This is a genomic window from Cetobacterium sp. (assembly GCF_051658645.1).
Taxonomy (GTDB): Bacteria; Fusobacteriota; Fusobacteriia; order Fusobacteriales; family Fusobacteriaceae; genus Cetobacterium_A.
Genome location: NZ_JBOFMZ010000054.1, coordinates 1 through 1,982, shown reverse-complemented (window position 1 = coordinate 1,982; position 1,982 = coordinate 1). Strand labels below are relative to the sequence as shown.

At 28.4% G+C, this 1,982-nt stretch carries 3 protein-coding genes; 2 read left to right on the top strand and 1 reads right to left on the bottom strand.

What is annotated here, in order from left to right:
- Positions 1-196: 196 nt before the first annotated feature.
- The gene (locus ACRCZX_RS06450; RefSeq protein ID WP_438582109.1) at positions 197-961 is read right to left on the bottom strand and encodes a hypothetical protein; all 765 of its coding nucleotides are present in this window, start codon (positions 959-961) and stop codon (positions 197-199) included.
- A 214-nt stretch (positions 962-1,175) separates the two neighbouring features.
- Here ACRCZX_RS06450 and ACRCZX_RS06445 point away from each other — a divergent pair, with 214 nt between their 5' ends.
- Together ACRCZX_RS06445 and ACRCZX_RS06440 are read left to right on the top strand one after the other, a co-directional pair.
- Positions 1,176-1,334, top strand: coding sequence for a ribbon-helix-helix protein, CopG family (locus tag ACRCZX_RS06445; protein ID WP_438582108.1), 159 nt, complete (start codon positions 1,176-1,178; stop codon positions 1,332-1,334).
- 91 nt (positions 1,335-1,425) lie between these two features.
- Entirely contained in the window at positions 1,426-1,740 is a 315-nt protein-coding gene (locus tag ACRCZX_RS06440; protein ID WP_438582107.1) for a hypothetical protein, read from the top strand.
- The last annotated feature ends 242 nt before the right edge of the window (positions 1,741-1,982 follow it).

Sequence of the window (1,982 nt, the reverse complement as noted above, 5' to 3'; positions counted from 1 at the left end):
TATCGCTTTTTTTTTATATTTTTCTATTAATTCAATAAGGTATCTATATTCTATATATTATATCGGCTAAAAGTAGCATAGTTTTATGCTTAATTTCGCCAGTCTATGGCTAAAAATAGCCGAGTATAATGTCTAATTTAGCCATAAATTTTGCTAGTTTTAACCAACTGGCTTGGCTAAAATCGTCAACCTAGTTTTACGAATCTGTACAGTTCAAATTACAATAGAAGTTTGCAACAGGACTAAATGGTGCTGTAAAGTGCTGAACTGTTTTTTTGAGGGCGATTATGACGTTAGAATAGCCATGTTTTTCTATCGCTGGAATCAAACATAAGTTTTTATAATTTTCTACCGCTGAAAACGTTCGTTCGACTCGTTTTTTAAACGTAGAACTCTCGAGGATAATTTCTGCTATTTCTTCGGATTGTTCAACTTCTAAAGTTTTTATAAGTTCAATACTCTTTTGGACAACTTTAGTTTCTACGCTATTTTCTAAAGTTTCAGAATTCTCACTTAATATGCTAAAAATATTCTCTCGGGATTTTAACTTTTCCGCGGATTTTAAAAATCCTAGCACCATTTTTGAAGTTTTAGAACTAGAAAACTCTTCTGCAACAGATTTTAACTTTTTGATTTCAACTTTAGAATCTAACGCCATCATCAAAATCCATCCACGATTTGTTAAAGAATATGAAAAAGCGTTTGTAGTACTCTTATTCATCTGAACTTTTTTGATTAGTTCTTCCTCTAAAAGATTTTTAGTTAAAGTTCTAATCATGCTACGACTAAAATAACTCTGAAATTTTTGAATTGTAGCAGTTGATAATTTTATCCATACGTCGTCTTTGTCGGTTTTCATATCTCGTAATATATATGTTTTAGCTAAATAATATAAGTTTTGTAAAAATATAGCTTCGCTCAATCCGATTTCATGAGCTAATTTCTCATCAAAAAAGTGCATTTTATCCTCCAAAAAATATTTTTTAAAATCGATAATCTATATACTTTAAAAAAATTATTTTGTCAAAAGGAAATTAAAAAAATTGTAATACAAAATTTTGTATTACAATCCTACTTTTTTATTGACTTTTTTTTATTAGAGGGTAAAATCTTAATAACCTTTACAAGATGTGTGTTACTTAATGAAATTAAAGACTAATAGGAGGTCATTATTAATGGATAAAGAACACATAAATTTCTCAAATCATGTTATAACTTTTAGAATCCCAGAAAATCTACTTAAAAAACTTGAAAAAAATATAAAATCAAAAAAAATCTCGAGATCAAAATTAATAATATCGTTATTGGAAGAGCATTTATCCGATAATAATTAATAAATATGCAAGAATTATTTTCTTATTCGTTATTTATAGGATATACCCCCGTAAATCCTATTTATAAATAAAATATTTAGGAGGTTTTATTATGTTAAAGTTTACAGGAATAGAAGTAAAATATATTCTGGAAGAAGTAATCGCTAAAACTAAGAAAAGTATTGAAAGAGAAGGTGGACTTAAAAAAGAGTTAACTGATGACAGATCTACATTGATGTATATTCAAAGTCTACAAGACAATAACGAACCTTTCCCAGATAACAATGGTTATGATTCTTATACTGATTGGAAAGATCAAGTAGAAAAAGAAATAAAATCAGGAGAAAATTCTCTTAGTAGAATTGAAACTGAAAAAGCAGAATTAATTGCTTTTGAGTACTTTGTGGAAAACGCCCCTGAGGTGTAATCATGATGGTGAAGTTGGCAAGAATGTACAGGCTAGTATCTAGTGTTATTAGCATTTTAGGTGCAGTCTTGGCAATAAACAATACACATACTCTGTATATGAGTAAAGCTTCAATTAAAGAACGTGGAGAAGTGATATATCCTAAACATAGGATAATTAATCAATCTCAAATAGAATTTCTAAGTAAGAAAGAAAAGAATTAAAAGAATCCCTGCGGGATTATTCGCAGGGATTTTTTTATT

Bases quoted from the DNA above. Each gene is read 5' to 3' on its own strand.
- ACRCZX_RS06450 (WP_438582109.1), bottom strand. From the start codon at position 961: ATGCACTTTTTTGATGAGAAATTAGCTCATGAAATCGGATTGAGCGAA.
- ACRCZX_RS06445 (WP_438582108.1), top strand. From the start codon at position 1,176: ATGGATAAAGAACACATAAATTTCTCAAATCATGTTATAACTTTTAGA.
- ACRCZX_RS06440 (WP_438582107.1), top strand. From the start codon at position 1,426: ATGTTAAAGTTTACAGGAATAGAAGTAAAATATATTCTGGAAGAAGTA.